Annotated in this window: 17 protein-coding genes; 8 read left to right on the forward strand and 9 right to left on the reverse strand. The window is 62.9% G+C overall.

Annotated elements, in window-relative coordinates:
* The first annotated feature begins 109 nt into the window (after positions 1-109).
* The 3 genes from HCO70_RS09750 (at position 110) to HCO70_RS09760 (ending at position 3016) form a co-directional block, all read left to right on the forward strand.
* On the forward strand, positions 110-928 hold the full coding sequence (locus HCO70_RS09750) for a hypothetical protein (protein WP_172295374.1): 819 nt from the start codon (positions 110-112) through the stop codon (positions 926-928).
* 178 nt (positions 929-1106) lie between these two features.
* Complete coding sequence (gene dddP / locus HCO70_RS09755; RefSeq protein ID WP_172295376.1) at positions 1107-2456, forward strand: dimethylsulfonioproprionate lyase DddP; 1350 nt, start codon at positions 1107-1109, stop codon at positions 2454-2456.
* 77 nt (positions 2457-2533) lie between these two features.
* A complete protein-coding gene (locus HCO70_RS09760; protein WP_172295378.1) occupies positions 2534-3016 on the forward strand; it encodes a GNAT family N-acetyltransferase in 483 nt (160 codons plus the stop codon).
* Positions 3017-3057: 41 nt separating this feature from the next.
* Here the strand turns inward: HCO70_RS09760 and HCO70_RS24820 are convergent, their stop codons facing one another.
* Positions 3058-3195: a hypothetical protein gene (locus tag HCO70_RS24820; protein WP_253913148.1), complete on the reverse strand. Its 138-nt coding sequence runs from the start codon at positions 3193-3195 to the stop codon at positions 3058-3060.
* 235 nt (positions 3196-3430) lie between these two features.
* Positions 3431-3844: a VOC family protein gene (locus HCO70_RS09770; RefSeq protein ID WP_172295380.1), complete on the reverse strand. Its 414-nt coding sequence runs from the start codon at positions 3842-3844 to the stop codon at positions 3431-3433.
* Between the two features lie 192 nt (positions 3845-4036).
* On the opposite strand from HCO70_RS09770, the gene HCO70_RS09775 reads away from it, so the two are divergent.
* The 3 genes from HCO70_RS09775 (at position 4037) to HCO70_RS09785 (ending at position 6500) form a co-directional block, all read left to right on the forward strand.
* Entirely contained in the window at positions 4037-4624 is a 588-nt protein-coding gene (locus HCO70_RS09775) for a L,D-transpeptidase (protein WP_172295382.1), read from the forward strand.
* Positions 4625-4666: 42 nt separating this feature from the next.
* The gene (locus tag HCO70_RS09780) at positions 4667-5575 is read left to right on the forward strand and encodes an AEC family transporter (RefSeq protein ID WP_172295384.1); all 909 of its coding nucleotides are present in this window, start codon (positions 4667-4669) and stop codon (positions 5573-5575) included.
* A 136-nt stretch (positions 5576-5711) separates the two neighbouring features.
* Complete coding sequence (locus tag HCO70_RS09785) at positions 5712-6500, forward strand: lytic transglycosylase domain-containing protein (protein ID WP_172295386.1); 789 nt, start codon at positions 5712-5714, stop codon at positions 6498-6500.
* A 108-nt stretch (positions 6501-6608) separates the two neighbouring features.
* Here the strand turns inward: HCO70_RS09785 and HCO70_RS09790 are convergent, their stop codons facing one another.
* Entirely contained in the window at positions 6609-7001 is a 393-nt protein-coding gene (locus tag HCO70_RS09790; protein WP_172295388.1) for a GFA family protein, read from the reverse strand.
* A gap of 149 nt (positions 7002-7150) precedes the next feature.
* Complete coding sequence (locus HCO70_RS09795; protein WP_172295390.1) at positions 7151-8035, reverse strand: endonuclease/exonuclease/phosphatase family protein; 885 nt, start codon at positions 8033-8035, stop codon at positions 7151-7153.
* Between the two features lie 122 nt (positions 8036-8157).
* On the opposite strand from HCO70_RS09795, the gene HCO70_RS09800 reads away from it, so the two are divergent.
* On the forward strand, positions 8158-9378 hold the full coding sequence (locus tag HCO70_RS09800) for an alpha/beta fold hydrolase (protein ID WP_172295392.1): 1221 nt from the start codon (positions 8158-8160) through the stop codon (positions 9376-9378).
* A 151-nt stretch (positions 9379-9529) separates the two neighbouring features.
* On the opposite strand, the gene HCO70_RS09805 is transcribed toward HCO70_RS09800, so the two are convergent.
* Positions 9530-9952, reverse strand: coding sequence for a PaaI family thioesterase (locus tag HCO70_RS09805; protein ID WP_172295394.1), 423 nt, complete (start codon positions 9950-9952; stop codon positions 9530-9532).
* 56 nt (positions 9953-10008) lie between these two features.
* Here HCO70_RS09805 and HCO70_RS09810 point away from each other — a divergent pair, with 56 nt between their 5' ends.
* On the forward strand, positions 10009-10794 hold the full coding sequence (locus tag HCO70_RS09810) for an enoyl-CoA hydratase (protein WP_172295396.1): 786 nt from the start codon (positions 10009-10011) through the stop codon (positions 10792-10794).
* Between the two features lie 3 nt (positions 10795-10797).
* Here the strand turns inward: HCO70_RS09810 and HCO70_RS09815 are convergent, their stop codons facing one another.
* The 4 genes from HCO70_RS09815 to HCO70_RS09830 form a co-directional block, all read right to left on the reverse strand.
* The gene (locus tag HCO70_RS09815) at positions 10798-10953 is read right to left on the reverse strand and encodes a hypothetical protein (protein ID WP_172295398.1); all 156 of its coding nucleotides are present in this window, start codon (positions 10951-10953) and stop codon (positions 10798-10800) included.
* A gap of 139 nt (positions 10954-11092) precedes the next feature.
* Positions 11093-11995 (reverse strand): sulfurtransferase, encoded by a 903-nt coding sequence (locus tag HCO70_RS09820; RefSeq protein WP_172295400.1) that lies wholly within the window; start codon positions 11993-11995, stop codon positions 11093-11095.
* 25 nt (positions 11996-12020) lie between these two features.
* Positions 12021-12683: a peroxiredoxin gene (locus HCO70_RS09825; protein WP_172295402.1), complete on the reverse strand. Its 663-nt coding sequence runs from the start codon at positions 12681-12683 to the stop codon at positions 12021-12023.
* A 124-nt stretch (positions 12684-12807) separates the two neighbouring features.
* Positions 12808-14046, reverse strand: a complete 1239-nt coding sequence (locus tag HCO70_RS09830; protein WP_172295404.1) for a transcriptional regulator — start codon at positions 14044-14046, stop codon at positions 12808-12810.
* Between the last annotated feature and the right edge of the window lie 97 nt (positions 14047-14143).

Raw genomic sequence — 14143 nt, forward strand, 5'->3', positions numbered from 1 at the left:
AGACGTCAATAAATGCTAAATCTGCCCTTAGGGAACCCTGTTAGCGCCGCAGTTTCGGCACATTGCTTAAGTCTATATACAAAAAGACAGGTTTCAGAGGGTTCCGGGGATGGACTCACTCACTCCGATTTTCGAATCGAGCCTCCTGTTTCAAGCGCCGATCGATGACGATCCGGCGGGGCTGGAGGAAGATGTAGGCAGGATCGCAAGGGCGTGCGACCTGACAGTTAGGATGCTGCCGACCGACGATCCGGCCTTCAGGCTGTTTCATCTCGGCGAGATCCAGGTCCTAATCACCGGCTGCGGCGATCCGCTGCCCGCTGCACATTTCCTGGAAGCACAACGTCCTGGCGAAACCCTGTTGAACGAGACCGCGGTGCTGGCGCGGCTGACCTCGCACGAATACAGCCTGTCCGTTCTGGTGACGGACAATCCCGAACTGCCATTCCCCGATTGCGAAGAGCGGCAAACACTGAAGGAACGGCTGTGCAGGCATATCACTGACGCGCTGCGCGAGCGGCACCGGGCCTCGCTGGTGTTCTGGAGCGACACGGACATGCTGTTCGCAAGCGAGGAATTCGCCAAGGCCTGCGGAAAGGGCAAGCAGGCAGAAACCGAGCGCCGACGTGCACCAGCGACGCTAGAAGAGGGTCGCAAGCAGTTCGACAGCCAGCGGACGCTGGAGGCGAACGCGATGTTCTACATCCAGACCCAGATTACGCAGGGCGCGCACCGGCGCGAAGCGCGGAGCCAGTCTGTGATCGAGCGCATTACCGGTGGCCAAACCTCGCGCGACGAGATGCAGCCGGTGCAGCCGCTGGTCCGGCCGAGTAAGCACCAGGTGGTGCGCGGGGCATCAATGATGTGCTCTTCCGCCGCAATCGGCATTTGCACGATGCCGGTTCTCGGCACGATGGTCTTCGGCTAGGGCTCACCTTCCTGCGGCCGGACGGGCCATATCGCCCGACTGTCGCAGCCGTGGCGTCTTGGGTGGTCGCGCAGGCGCTTTTTCCCGAACAGTTCGCAAACGGACCCGTTCCGTGTCGGTTTCCTGCCGGACTTGCTTCCTCGCCCGCCTAGCATCTGTGGTATACGGAGGTGTGCCGATGACCCAGTTCTACCGCGACGCCAGGAAGATCGACCCCACGAAAGGCCCGGTGCTGGGCGACGGCACACCGAACGACGCCGACCGCTGCGAAATCGGACCGACCGAGCTGGCCTATGGCGAGTGGGAGGCGGCGGGGCTGGTGCTGCCGGATCTGGCGCGAATGCGGGAATACCGCTGGCGGCGGCTGGTCGAGGGGATCGTGGCGCGGGACTGGGGCGGCGTGGTGCTGACCGATCCGCTGAACATCCGCTACGCCACGGATTCCACGAATATGCAGCTTTGGAACATGCACAACCCGTTCCGGGCGCTGTTCGTCGGCGCGGACGGCTACATGGCGATCTGGGATTACGAGCGGGCGCCGTTCCTGACGGAATTCAATCCTTTGGTGAGGGAGCGCATCCGCGAGACCGGCGCGGATTTCTTCTATTTCGACGCGGGCGACGTTGCGGAGGACAAGGCGCGCGCCTGGGCCGGGAAGGTCGATTCGCTGGTGCGGGAGCATGGCGGCAGCAACAAGCGGCTGGGCATCGACAAGCTGATGCTGCACGGGGTCCGGGCACTGGAAGAGCTTGGCTACGACCTGATGGAAGGCGAGGAGCTGACCGAAAAGGCCCGCGTCATCAAGGGGCCGGACGAGATACTCGCGATGCGCTGCGCGGTGAACGCCTGCGAGGCTGCGATGGCGGAGATGGAAGCCTTCGCGCGGGAATTCGGGCCGACCGGCATGGTCAGCGAGAACGACGTCTGGGCGCAGCTGCATCTGGGAAACATCCGGCGCGGCGGCGAGTGGATCGAGACGCGACTGCTGGCTTCCGGTCCGCGCACCAACCCGTGGTTCCAGGAATGCGGGCCGCGGAAGCTGCAGAACAACGAGATACTCGCCTTCGACACCGATCTGGTGGGCAGCTACGGGATCTGCGTGGATATCTCGCGCACCTGGTGGATCGGCGACGAGAAACCCACCAACGCGATGATCTACGCGATGCGGCACGGGCACGAGCATATCATGACCAACATGGAGTTGTTGGCGCCGGGTGTGCCGATGCGTGACCTGACCTTCAACGCGCACAAGCTGGACGATCGGTTTCAGGAGCTGAAATACGGCTGCATGATGCACGGAGTGGGCCTGTGCGACGAGTGGCCCCGGATCTGCTATCCAGATGGGTTCGACGAGGGGGCCTACGAGTACCTGCTCGAGCCGGGCATGGTGCTGTGCGTCGAGGCGCTGGTCGCGGAACCGGGCGGCGGCTTCTCGATCAAGCTGGAGGACCAAGTGCTGATCACCGATACGGGGTATGAACTGCTGACGTGGTATCCGTACGATGCGGCGCTGATGGGGACGGCGTAGACCCACCTGACTACCAAGACAGGACGGCCCGGATTCGGCTATTGTTGGCGGAAGTCAGCAAACACTGGAGCAGGCATATGGACTTCCGACGGCCCGTCACCCGCGAGCACGTCAGGGCGCTTTGCCGTCTGGCGGTGAAACCGGAGCAGGATGGCCAGGTGGCTCCGAATGCGATCACCCTGGCTCAGGCGGCCTATGAGCCGGGCGGCTTGGTCTGGGGGCTGTGGGACGGGGACGTTCCTGTCGGACTCTTGGCGATGATCGACCCAGTGCAGCATCCCGAGGGCGAAGAGGTGGAATACGACGCGGCCTATATCTGGCGCCTGATGGTGGATGCGGATTATCAGGGCAAGGGTTTTGGCCAGCGGGCGCTGGCGGAGGCGGCGACGGTGGCCGAAGACTGGGACAGGCCCCGGCTACTGGTGTCCGCGGTGGAGAAGGAATTCGGCGCGATCCCGTTCTACGAGCGCTGCGGGTTCCGGCGGACGGGGCGCATCTTGGATGGCGAGGTGGAAATGGCGGTGACGGTCGCCGAGTTCCGGCGGTGCATTCAGGGGTGAGCGACGGCCCGGAGTAGCCGCGGCCTGCCCTTTGTCGCGCCTCAGCCAAGGTCGTGGTGAAAGTGGGACAGGTTCCCGTTCAGATCCTTCACTGTGAACTGGCGTAGGCCCCAAGGCTTGTCCGCAATCGGGTCGACGATATCGGCGCCGATCCGGCCCTCTTCATTGTGCCAAGCCACATCGGAAGCCGAACTTGTCGTGGAAATAGTCCTGGGCGCTTCGCACGTCGCGCACGGGCAATTCCGGGATCGGCTGGTCGATGATCATCGCTGCGGTTCCCTGCTGTGTTGTCCAGTGCCGCGACCTATGGCGCCGCGCTGCCGGATCGGGCTTGGGCCACACGGGGTCGTGCTGAAAAGGATAGTGAATACTATCTGACGAACATGATCAGATATTTTGTCATTTCCCGCGATTTCACACGTTTTCTTCGATGTGGCATACGGCCTCCAGCTTGAATCCGTGGGGATCGAGCCAGTAGGTCGCGTAGTGGGTGCCGTATTGCGGAAAGTTCTGTGGCGCCTCGAGGATGCAGGCAGGGTCTTTCGAACCCGCCCAGTCGTGAGCTTCACGAACGATGGCGCGGCTAGCCACGGCGAAGCCGATATGCTGCAGGCCGACGGCATGGCGCGAATAGGTCGCCGCTTCGCGCGCTTCATAGAAGAAGAGTTGCGTGCCGAGTGTCCCGTTCGGTCCGTAATTGAACTCTGGAGCTGTCGGGAACCATTGTTTCATCCCCAGGATCGGCATCAGTTCATCATAGTAACTTCTGGCTTCCGCCAAGTCGGGGACGGCAAGGCCGATGTGATCAATGAAGCCGGTGCGGACCATACGCTTTCCTGATCGCTAACACGTGATATGTTAACTATCTCGTGCATTGCCCGGATATCAATCGGTAACCTGCGGCGGGCGTGTCACAGTCAGGGGTGTCGCGGTGTGTTGACTGCGCGATCGCTGGATTGCCGTCTGTTGCTTCAATAACGATGGTAGCGGACCATTTGATTTCATTAGCGAGTGTCCGCCATGACCCTGAACCGCCGAACCCTGCTGACTGGCGCAATTGCGGCCGTTTCCGGCACACGGGCCCTCGCCCAGGAAATCCCGGCCACGACAGAACTGCCGGCGGGACCACTCGTGCCGCCGCCGCAGATCGTGCAGATGCCAGTGAAATACCGGCCCGGCGTGATCCTGGTCTATCCAAACGAGTTCGCGCTGTACTGGACCGTGCCCGACGGGTTCGCGATCCGTTATGCAGTGCGAGTCGGGCGCGGCAATCTTTACGAGCCGGGCGAGTATACGATTGGAGCCAAGAAGGAATGGCCGTCTTGGGTGCCGACGCCGGGCATGATCGATCGCGAGCCAGAGCGCTGGGGGCAGTTTGCAGATGGAATGCCGGGCGGGCCCGACAACCCGCTGGGCGCGCGGGCGCTGTACCTGTTCCAGCCGGGGCGCGGCGACACTTTTTTGCGGATCCATGGCACCAACGCGCCAGAAAGCATTGGGCACGCGGTCTCGAATGGCTGCGTCGGGCTGATCAACGATCATATGGTGCACCTCTATGATCAGGTGCCGCTCGGGACGCAGGTGTTCCTCTATCCGAAGGATTTCTGAACGTTCTGGTAGTGTTGCCGGGACAAATTGAGGCGGTGTGACGTGCTTTTCTATACGATCTGGCCGCTTTTCGGGCTGATCTGTCTTGGCTTCGTATTCACCAAGACCGGATTCCCGGACCCGGCGTTCTGGCCCGCGGCGGAGCGGGCGAATTACTTTGTGCTGTTCCCGGCGCTGCTGGTTACCAGCCTTGTGGAAGCGCCGGTGCGCGATCCTGCGATCCTGCGGCTTGGCGGCGCGGCGCTCGTAACAATCTGCGTGGCAGCGGCGGGGATGACGTTAGCACGTCTGATCCGTCCGGTGCCGGCAGCGCGGTTCGGCCCCGCGCTGCAGGGTGTGATCAGGTTCAACACCTATCTGGGCCTCGCGATCACCGGCAGCCTGACCGGTGACGAGGGGCTGACTCGGGCGGCGGTGTACCTGGCGATCGCAGTGCCTTTCGTGAACGTGCTGTCAATCATTGCACTCACCGAGGCGCGTGGGACGCGGATGCCGGCAATCCTGCTGCGCGCCGTGCTGACCAATCCGCTGATCCTGGCCTGCACCTTTGGCTTCGCTCTGGCGCTGGCCGGAGTCGGGCTGCCCTTCGGAACCGACCGTTTCCTGGAATTGATGGCGCAGGCGAGTCTTCCGCTGGGCCTGCTTTGCGTCGGTGCGGCGCTGCAGCCCGCTGCCGTCCGGCAGGACATCGCGGCCCTCGCGGGGAACGGGGCGCTGCGGCTACTGGGCATGCCGGTGCTGGCGGTGCTGGGCGGCCACATCTTCGGGTTGGAGGGAACAGAGGCCCTAATCCTTGTGATCTTCGCGGCAATCCCGACGGCGCCGACCGCCTATGTGCTGACGCGGCAGCTGGGCGGCGACGGCACGTTCATGGCGGGCCTGGTCACCGCGCAGACCTTCGCAGCGGTGCTGACGATCCCACTTGTGCTGCTGGTTTACGGAAGCTGGTGAAGCGCCCTGCCCCGTGCCGAAACCGCAGCGGTATGGGCATGCTCACGCCAATCTGAAAACCGGTGCCACGCAAAGGGTTACCGGGGCGCAATCGCCCCGCTATGGTGCTGGGTAAGCGTATCTGGAGGTCTGTTTCATGCGTTCTATTGCCACATTGTTCCTTTGCTCCCTTCCCGTTGCCTCACTCGCCGCCCCCTGCGGCAACGATGCGTCCGGCTTCAATGCCTGGAAAGCCGCCTTTGCACAGGAAGCCGCGCAGGCAGGCGTGGGCCAGCCGGGGCTAGCCGCGCTGGCCAATGCCGGCTACTCGCACGGAACGATCGGGGCTGACCGGAACCAGAAGAGTTTCACCTACACTCTCGACAGATTCATGGAGATCCGCGGCGCCAATTACATTGTGAACCGCGGCCGACAGATGAAGGCGCAGAACCCGCAGTTTTATGCAAGTCTGGAGCGGGTCTACGAGGTGCCGGCAGGGGTGTTGCTGGCAATCCACGGGATGGAGACCGGGTTCGGCGGGTTCATGGGGGACACGAATCTCGTCTCTGCAACAGCGACGCTGACCTATGACTGCCGGCGACCGGAGTTCTTTCGCCCGCATCTGATTGCGGCACTACAGATGGTAGATCGGGGCTGGATCTCGCCAGCGACGGTGGGCGCAAAGCATGGTGAGCTGGGGCACACGCAGTTCCTGCCGGGTAACGTGCTGGCCTATGGCCGCGACGGCAATGGCGACGGGCGCGTGGACCTGACCAACCTGGCCGACGCGATGGCTTCGACCGCCTGGTACCTTCGGCAGAAAGGATGGCAGCCTGGCGCGGGCTATCAGGAGGGGCAGCCGAATTTCGCCGCGATCAAGGAGTGGAACGCGGCAAGCGTCTATCAGCGCGCCATCGCCATCATCGCGGCACAGATCGACGGTTAGGGCGTTGCGATTTCATTCGCAAAAAGGACTACATCACGCGTTGCGCCGAAACATCTGATTTCAGGCAGCGTTGCGTGCTTAAGATAAATTCGAAATGGCTCCAGGCGATCAATACCACATATCGGCGACGCAGGTCGCCTCGCGTTCGACGGTCCGCCAAGTATCCAGACCGTCGAAATGCTTGATCTTCACGTCGGCGACAGCCTCTGGCTCTGCCAGGCGCAGGTTGACTGCCATGCGGCGGCGGCCGTCCGGGCCCGGCTCTACCCCCCGCCAGTAGGTCAAGCAGCCACAGGTGTTGCAGAAGTGAAAGGCAAGCTCCTTGTCACCACGCACATAGTTGCCGGACGGACCGTCAACGAAAAGATCCTCGTTCTCGTACCCGTATCCCCATAGCGAGCCATATCTGCGGCAGGCGGTGCAGTTACAGGCGGTCGCGTGATCGGGTGTTTCGGCAAGCCGCCAGGTTACGGCTCCGCAAAGGCAGGATCCTGTGAGCATCGCGCATCTCCTTCGCACGCAAGTTGGCGGATTAACAAGGCAATGACCATAGCCTTGTCGGTTTGACCTGACTCACGCAGTGCTGCCTTAAATCTGAAATTTCAACGCATTACGTTATGCGATCCGTTTAAGGGTGAAATTGAAACGCTTCAGAGGCCGATCCGAGCAAGCAGGCCGTGATGGTCCGATCCCAGAAGCGGCCTTAGCGTGACCGCGCCGGTTGCGCCTCTGGGGGCGTGGACCTGGTCGATGGGAAGCGGCAGCAAGGGTCCCAGCCGAGCGAACGAGATTAGCGCGCGGCCGATCCGCTCGGTGTTTGTGGCGTGAGCGAGCCGCCCAACCGAGCTGCCCCATGGGACCATGTTGAAATCGCCTCCGATCACGACCCGCCCCTGAAGAGTTTCAAGCACGGGTAGCAGCCGTTCGACCTGGTGCGCCTGGCCGTGCGGCCACGGCCAGTAATAGTGTACTGAAACGAGCCAGAGTGGACCGTGCGGCGTTTCCAGCTGAACGGCGGCGAGCCCGACGCCGCAGGTTTCGGTCCCCTCGATCAGCGGCCAGCGCGATGCGAGCGCGACGCCTCCGACGGTCTGGAAACGGCACCAGAATTGCGTCGGCAGGATATCCCTGACCCCGTCGAGCAACGCGCGGTTATTGTCCGTGACTTCCTGCAGAGTCAGGACGTCCGGCGCGGTGGCATGGATGTCGGCGATCAGCGGCGCGTGGTCACCAATGCTCCAGAGCATGTTTTTCTGGTAGAGCGTGACCGCGTCTTCCGGCACCGCCTGCGGTCGGAGCATGGCCCAGAGAATGGGCGTGACGGCGAGGAGAGCCGCCAAGAGCAGCCAGCTCGAGCCTTTCATGTTCACCAATCGCATCGCGGCGGCGACGAGGGCCAAGGTGGAGGCGATCTGCCAGCGCAGCACCGCGAGCGAATCGCCCATGGGGTGTAGTGCGCCGGCGAAGCTGAACGCGAGCAGGCAGAGCGCCAGCCCTGCCAGCATTGCCAGCACCACACGGAACGACTTGCCCACTCCCCTGCCCCTCGCTCTCTTGCCGTCACCTTGGCGTTACGGTCCCAGCTGACACCTTGCCGATTGGTGCCGTCGGGACCAGCATTGGCGGCCTGCAGCCGCGACCCGAAAGGACGACCCAAATGCCAACGGCGCCCGTGTTCTTTGACGGACCTTCTGGCGAGACGCTGTCCGCCCGTTTCGATTTGCCCGAGGGACCGACGCTCGTTACCGCGCTTTTCGCCCATTGCTTCACCTGCGGCAAGGACAACCCGGCCGCGCGGCGAATCTCGCAACGGCTGGCGGCGATGGGGATTGCGGTCCTGCGATTCGATTTCGCGGGCCTGGGCGACTCGGAGGGGGATTTCGAGGAAACTACATTCGCCTCCAATGTCGGCGAACTGGTGGCTGCGGCGGAGTACCTGACGGGGCGCGGCATGGCGCCCGCACTGCTGATCGGGCACTCGCTAGGCGGCGCGGCGGTGGTCTGCGCCGCCGGGCAAATCGCCAGTGTGAAGGCGGTCACCGTGATCGGCGCACCGTTCGATCCGGCAAGTATTGTGCGCCATTTCGAGGACGCAATGCCAAAGATTGCCTCGGAAGGCGTGGCCGAGGTGTCTCTGGGCGGGCGCACGGTGCGGGTCGGGCGGCACTTTGTCGAGGATGTGCAGGAAGCGAACATCGAGGCGGCGCTAGCCGAACTGAAACGTGCACTGCTGGTGTTGCACGCGCCACGCGATGCGGTGGTTGGGATAGAGAATGCCGCGCGCATCTTCGGGGCGGCGAAACATCCGAAGAGCTTCGTGACGCTGGACAATGCGGATCACCTAGTATCGCGAGCAGAGGATGCGGAATACGCGGCCGGAGTGATCTCGGCCTGGGCGGGCAAATACCTCGAGCTACATCCGCCGGCGCCGCCGCCTGGCGCGCCAGAAGGGATCGTGCGTGTGAGCGAAGCGGATGCGGACGGATTCCTGCAGGACGTCTCACACGGGCCCTGGCATCACACCGTGGCGGACGAGCCGGAAGCCTATGGCGGGACGAACCGGGGGATGTCGCCCTACGGGTTCGTGGCGGCCGGTCTGGGCGCCTGCACCTCGATGACGATCCGGATGTACGCGCGACGCAAGGACTGGCCGCTGCAGCATGTGCGGGTAGATGTGAGCCATTCCAAGGTGCATGCACAAGATGTCGGTGACGCCTCTTCCCCCAAGGTCGACCGGTTCCGGCGCGAGATTGCACTGGAGGGATCATTGTCCGGCACGCAGCGAGCGAAACTGCTGGCGATTGCCGATCGCTGTCCGGTGCACCGAACGCTGGAGGCGGAAGCGGTTATCGAGACCGTGCTGGTAAAACCCGGTTAGGAGCGGTTAACCATGCCGCGGCTTGGTGAAGGGACGATAGATGTGCGCGTGGAACTGAGCCAGGGGAACTGGATTCGACAGCGTGTCGGATCGAATGCCGTACGTGTGGTCGGCGATCCGCGAGAACTCGCGTGAAATCGATACTCCGTTATTACCGGGCGGGAGGGATAGAGTAGGTCAGAGAGGCGCGAGCCACGGGCTCGGCGGCGCCCTCGGAATAGACAAGCACGTCTCCGACGGCGAGGACACGGCCGAGTTTCAGAATCCTCCCCTCGGCGATCAGGTCTGTGGCTGCGGCGGGTTTGCGCATGAAATCGATGGAGCAGTTCGTCGTCACTGCCAGCGCCTGCGGGCCGATCATCGCCAGCAGGACGAGGTAGATCGTCACATCCGCCAAAGAAAAGATCGACGGGCCCGAGACTGTGCCACCCGGGCGCAGATTCTTCTCGCCAACATTCATCCGTACGCGGATCGTTCCCCCGCCGACCTCCTCGACGGTGTAGTCGCCGGCGACCTGCGGAAATTCCGTCGCCATGAAGGCGTGGAGCTCATCCACCGTCATCTTTACTGTCATGCTTTTCCAATTCCTCCCGGACGCCTAGACTCGGGTGAAACTGCGCGGAGGACAAGATGGCATTGCTGGAACGGGAGGATCAGGGCGCTGTCACCTATCTGCGGCTCAATTCGCCGGGGAACCTGAACGCATTAAGCGATACGATGCTGGCTGCGTTGCAGGATGCGTTCGACACGCTGGCAGAGGATCAGACGGTGCGCGTCGTGGTGCTGCGTGCGGAAGGTCGCGCGTTCTGTGCCGGGCACGATCTGAAGGAGATGACGCGGGGACGACAGGCCGAGGATGGCGGAGCCGCCTATTTCGCCCACCTGTTCCAGCGCTGCTCCGAGATGATGCAAGCGATTCCGCGTCTGCCGCAGCCGGTGATCGCCGAGGTTCAAGGGCTGGCCACCGCCGCGGGGTGCCAGTTGGTCGCCTCCTGCGATATGGTGGTGGCGTCGGAGGAGGCTCGGTTTGGAGTGAACGGCGTGAGTATTGGACTGTTCTGCTCGACGCCGATGGTGGCGTTGTCGCGGAATATTCCGCGCAAGCAGGCATTCGAAATGCTGACGACCGGCGGGTTCATACAAGCGGAGCATGCACTGTCGCTTGGTCTTGTGAACCGGGTGGTGCCAGCATCGGAGTTATCGGCGGTGACCGAACAGCTGGCGGAAACCGTGGCGGGCAAACTTGCATCCGCAGTGCGGATCGGCAAACGCGCCTTTTACGAGCAAATACAGATGCCGCTAGACCAAGCCTATGCCTATACCGGGCAGGTCATGGTCGAGAACATGCTGGATCGCGATACCGAAGAAGGCATCGCCGCCTTCCTCGAGAAACGCGATCCGGAGTGGCGGCAATAAGTTTCATCGGATGCGGCGCAGGTCCCACGGCCAGCGATTGGCTTCGCGATCGACCTCCTCAGGGGTCAAGCCCATATCCTCAATCAGATATGGCGGGAGGTCGCCGAGTCTGCGGCGTTCGCGGCGCACCTTCAGCATCAGGGACAGCCCGGCATCCATGGACTGTTTGCTGGGGAGGTTGTTGATGGGTCGACGCCTTCTAACATGAAGTAAGCTTGCCATAACACTGATCCGACAATGCAAATTCAGTGTCGAAGGGCAGTGGTCGCCGCCCCTCGTCGTTGCGTGTTATCTCGGGTCAAGCGCCGCCGTCGCGGGGCAGATCGTCGAAGGCGCCCCATTCCGACCACGAGCGGTGGTAGACCCGGACCTGTGGATAGCCGAGCAAGCGCAGGGCGACATAGCTGTGCGCTGCGGCGAGGCCGACCTGGCAATGAATGGCGACATTGCTGTCGGGCGTGACACCGAATTCCGCGAACCGCGCCTGCAGGGCATCTGCCGGCAACATGCGGCCGGTGTCGCCGAGATTGCCGGCCCACGGGATGTTCTGGGCCCACGGGATATGGCCTTCGGCGTACATCTTCGCCGGACGCACGTCGATGACGCTTGCATCGTCCCGGTGCTCCAGTATCCAGTCGGCCGTGGCGTGGCGGCGCGGCATCAGCGCCGCAGTGAATGCACCGGGTTCGGCTGCTTCCGCCTGGCCGGTGGCGAGCGGTCCGCCTGCTTTGGTCCAGGCGGTGAGGCCCCCGTCGAGAACGCTGACGTTCTGATGACCGAGGTACTCAGCGAGCCAGAACATGCGAGCGGCGTGGAACGCGCCGCGGTCGTCGTAGAAGATCAGCCGCTTGGCCGGGGTAACGCCGAGCGCCTCCAGCATCGCGGCAAGCTCCTCAAGCGGACGCAGAGCGCCAGCGACCGGAGAATCGGGATCCGCGACGGCATCCGGTGAGATTTGCAATGCTCCGGGGATATGACCAGCGTCGAAATCGGCGGCCTCTCTGACGTCGATCAGGAGGATTTCGCCATCATGTATTAGTGGAGGCACGCCATACTTTGCATCCGTGATTGCCTGCGCCAGTTCTTCGGGCGCGATCAGCAAATCGGGATTCGCGTAACCCGACTGGGCCGTGCCATGGGCGACCAGCGAGGCAGCCAGAGCCATCCCTGCGGCGAGCCGAACGAGTGTTCTTTGAAACATGGGTTCAGTCCTTGAATTGTCGGGGTTACGCAGCTGGTTGCTTAACGAGCCGTAAGTAAGGTTTCGGAGCGTTCCAACCAGCGGGAAACATCTCCTGCGCGACGGAATCCGGAACCGCAGGCACGATGATCACATCCTCGCCCTGGCGCCAATTGGCCGGGGTCGCGACCTTATGGCGACGGGTGAGCTGCAATGAATCGATGGCGCGCAGGATCTCGTTGAAATCGCGGCCTGTGGTCATCGGATAGGTGATCATCAGCTCCACGGTCTTGTCGGGTCCAATGACGAAGACGCTACGCGCGGTTCGGTTATCCGCGGCGGTACGGCCTTCTGCCGTGGTTCCGGCATCGGCAGGCAGCATGCCATAGAGTTTGGCAATCGCGAGCTCCGGATCCGCGATCAGCGGGTAGTTCGGCGCGATGCCCTGGGTTTCGACGATGTCGTTCGACCACGCGCGGTGCTGGGCGAGCGTATCTACCGAAAGGCCGATGACCCTCACGCCACGGCGCTTGAATTCTGGCATCAGCCGCGCGACGGCGCCAAGTTCCGTGGTGCAGACGGGGGTGAAGTCTTTCGGATGAGAGAACAGTATGCACCAGTCGTCGCCGATCCAATCATGGAAGCTGATGGTGCCTTCGGTGGTTTCCGCAATAAAGTCGGGGGCGGGAGCGCCCAGATAAAGAGACATTGGTATCCTCATGGTTTGGTCTTCCGCGGCGACCTGAAAAGACCGCCGTGCGTGAGAAGGCCCTTCTACGGCAGCTTGGGACGGAACGCCTGAAGGTCCGCTGAATCTTTTCTGAAGATTGTCTTCAGGCGGCGCCGAGCTGGCGGGAAAGCCTTTGGAACCGGGGCTCCGCGGATAGCCGCGACAGCGAAGGTTCCACACGCAACCAGGCCGGATGGCTCCAACCACGTTCGGCGACGCTTTCCAGCGCGTCGAGAGCGCCGCTCGTGTCACCGACCATTGAGCGGGTGACAGCGTTGTAGAATTCCAGCGGTGAGCCGCGCACCTCATCTGCCTCGAGCGCAGTGGCGGCGGCGGGAACTTCTCCGAGGTGCGCCAGTAGCGGCGCAAGCGCGTTCAGAGCGCGAGGTTCGTTTGGATCGCGGGCCAGCCGTGTCCGTACGCGGTACAGAGATGCTTCAGCATTCCGACGGCCACGTTCGGAGTCGAACCCGCCCGCAGCACGAGCCGCAAGGTAGAGGGCGCGGTAATCCTCGAGATTTAATTGCCCGGCACGTTCGGCAAGGGCGGCAGAAGTACGAACATCGCCCGCCGCGAACATGGTGCGGGCTGCAAGATAGTGGGTGTCGGGGTCGTTCAGATCACGACTTATGGCGCGGGCGAAAGCAGCCTTCGCCTCCGACCAGCGCTCTACCGCACCAAGCGCAAAGCCCATCGCCATGTGGCCGGCGGGCAGATCCGGACGTAGGCGCACAGCGGCTTCAGCGCATTCCAACGCCTCGGTCAGCCCGGCAAGGCCGCAGACGCTGTAGAGATGCCGCTGCACGAGCGCGACGGACAAATCGGCCTGCGCCATGGCGAAAGTGGGGGCGACCTGCACGGCCTCACGTGCCAGTAACTCGCTGCGTTCGAGTGCGCCCGCGCCACTGCGGGACAGGACCATGCGGGATTCGAGGCAGAGGCTATAGGCCGCGAGATCAAAATCCTCAACCGTATCGGCAAATGGCAGGTGATCGGGTTCCACCCCACTCAAGACTGAGGCGGTCAGGCGATAGCCGCGCTTCGGAATTGTCTCGATAACCTTCGGATCCTCGAAAACGCGGCGCAGTTCGGCAATGGCCTGGGTCAGGCTGTCGTCTCCGACGACGACATCGGGCCAGACACGTTCGAGCAGGCTCTCACGAGTAATGACGTCGCCCCCTGCCTCGGCAAGCTCCTGCAACAGCCGCATCGCGCGCGGAGACAGGCGCCGGTCGTGGATGCCATTGGTGACATGGCGCGCGGCGGGGTCAACGCGCCAGCGTCCGACATGGAATACAGAGTCTGCGGCGTCCGGCGCCGTCTGAAGGAAATTCCCGGCCATCGGTAGGTCCTGCCCCGTGTCCGCTCAAAATATAAGATTGGAACGGAATAATGCATTCGAGACGAGGTACGGAAGCCTTACTTTAGGTCAGCCCCTC

Source organism: Pseudoruegeria sp. HB172150 (genome assembly GCF_013184805.1).
GTDB lineage: Bacteria > Pseudomonadota > Alphaproteobacteria > Rhodobacterales > Rhodobacteraceae > Psychromarinibacter.

What these genes read in the sequence shown, in the direction of transcription:
- HCO70_RS09750 (WP_172295374.1), top strand. Translation starts at nt 110, where the DNA reads ATGGACTCACTCACTCCGATTTTCGAATCGAGCCTCCTGTTTCAAGCG.
- dddP (WP_172295376.1), top strand. Translation starts at nt 1,107, where the DNA reads ATGACCCAGTTCTACCGCGACGCCAGGAAGATCGACCCCACGAAAGGC.
- HCO70_RS09760 (WP_172295378.1), top strand. Translation starts at nt 2,534, where the DNA reads ATGGACTTCCGACGGCCCGTCACCCGCGAGCACGTCAGGGCGCTTTGC.
- HCO70_RS09770 (WP_172295380.1), bottom strand. Translation starts at nt 3,844, where the DNA reads ATGGTCCGCACCGGCTTCATTGATCACATCGGCCTTGCCGTCCCCGAC.
- HCO70_RS09775 (WP_172295382.1), top strand. Translation starts at nt 4,037, where the DNA reads ATGACCCTGAACCGCCGAACCCTGCTGACTGGCGCAATTGCGGCCGTT.
- HCO70_RS09785 (WP_172295386.1), top strand. Translation starts at nt 5,712, where the DNA reads ATGCGTTCTATTGCCACATTGTTCCTTTGCTCCCTTCCCGTTGCCTCA.
- HCO70_RS09790 (WP_172295388.1), bottom strand. Translation starts at nt 7,001, where the DNA reads ATGCTCACAGGATCCTGCCTTTGCGGAGCCGTAACCTGGCGGCTTGCC.
- HCO70_RS09800 (WP_172295392.1), top strand. Translation starts at nt 8,158, where the DNA reads ATGCCAACGGCGCCCGTGTTCTTTGACGGACCTTCTGGCGAGACGCTG.
- HCO70_RS09805 (WP_172295394.1), bottom strand. Translation starts at nt 9,952, where the DNA reads ATGACAGTAAAGATGACGGTGGATGAGCTCCACGCCTTCATGGCGACG.
- HCO70_RS09810 (WP_172295396.1), top strand. Translation starts at nt 10,009, where the DNA reads ATGGCATTGCTGGAACGGGAGGATCAGGGCGCTGTCACCTATCTGCGG.
- HCO70_RS09815 (WP_172295398.1), bottom strand. Translation starts at nt 10,953, where the DNA reads ATGGATGCCGGGCTGTCCCTGATGCTGAAGGTGCGCCGCGAACGCCGC.
- HCO70_RS09820 (WP_172295400.1), bottom strand. Translation starts at nt 11,995, where the DNA reads ATGTTTCAAAGAACACTCGTTCGGCTCGCCGCAGGGATGGCTCTGGCT.
- HCO70_RS09825 (WP_172295402.1), bottom strand. Translation starts at nt 12,683, where the DNA reads ATGTCTCTTTATCTGGGCGCTCCCGCCCCCGACTTTATTGCGGAAACC.
- HCO70_RS09830 (WP_172295404.1), bottom strand. Translation starts at nt 14,046, where the DNA reads ATGGCCGGGAATTTCCTTCAGACGGCGCCGGACGCCGCAGACTCTGTA.